This window comes from Pedobacter immunditicola, assembly GCF_037482985.1.
Classification (GTDB): domain Bacteria; phylum Bacteroidota; class Bacteroidia; order Sphingobacteriales; family Sphingobacteriaceae; genus Pedobacter; species Pedobacter immunditicola.
This window is the reverse complement of the sequence record NZ_JBBHKC010000026.1, coordinates 1-301: the sequence shown is the minus strand read 5'-3', so window position 1 is coordinate 301 and position 301 is coordinate 1. Positions and strand designations below refer to the sequence as shown.

The following is a 301-nucleotide window of genomic DNA, read 5'->3' as shown; positions in this document are numbered from 1 at the left end:
ATTAACCCTTTCTCCCTTCAATAAGTCCAATCAACACCCTTGCGAGCATTTTCATGTCCTGTTTTGTTAAGATCAAAGCTAACAACGTCTCTATTGTTGTTTGCTCTTCTTTATTAACTTCTTCCAATATGTCAAAGAACTTTTCAATCCCCGGGCAATACAGTTACTACTGTCTGCCCCATTTAATGGCCTTTCTTATCAGACCGGGTGATGGTGGAGAATAACGGAGTCGAACCGTTGACCTCCTGCGTGCAAGGCAGGCGCTCTAGCCAGCTGAGCTAATCCCCCATTTAGAATCAAA

The 301-nt window shown here is 43.5% G+C and carries 1 tRNA gene; it reads right to left on the bottom strand.

Going from position 1 to position 301, the window contains the following annotated elements:
• Positions 1-211: 211 nt before the first annotated feature.
• Positions 212-288: transfer RNA gene (locus WG905_RS19500), tRNA-Ala, on the bottom strand.
• Positions 289-301: the final 13 nt, after the last annotated feature.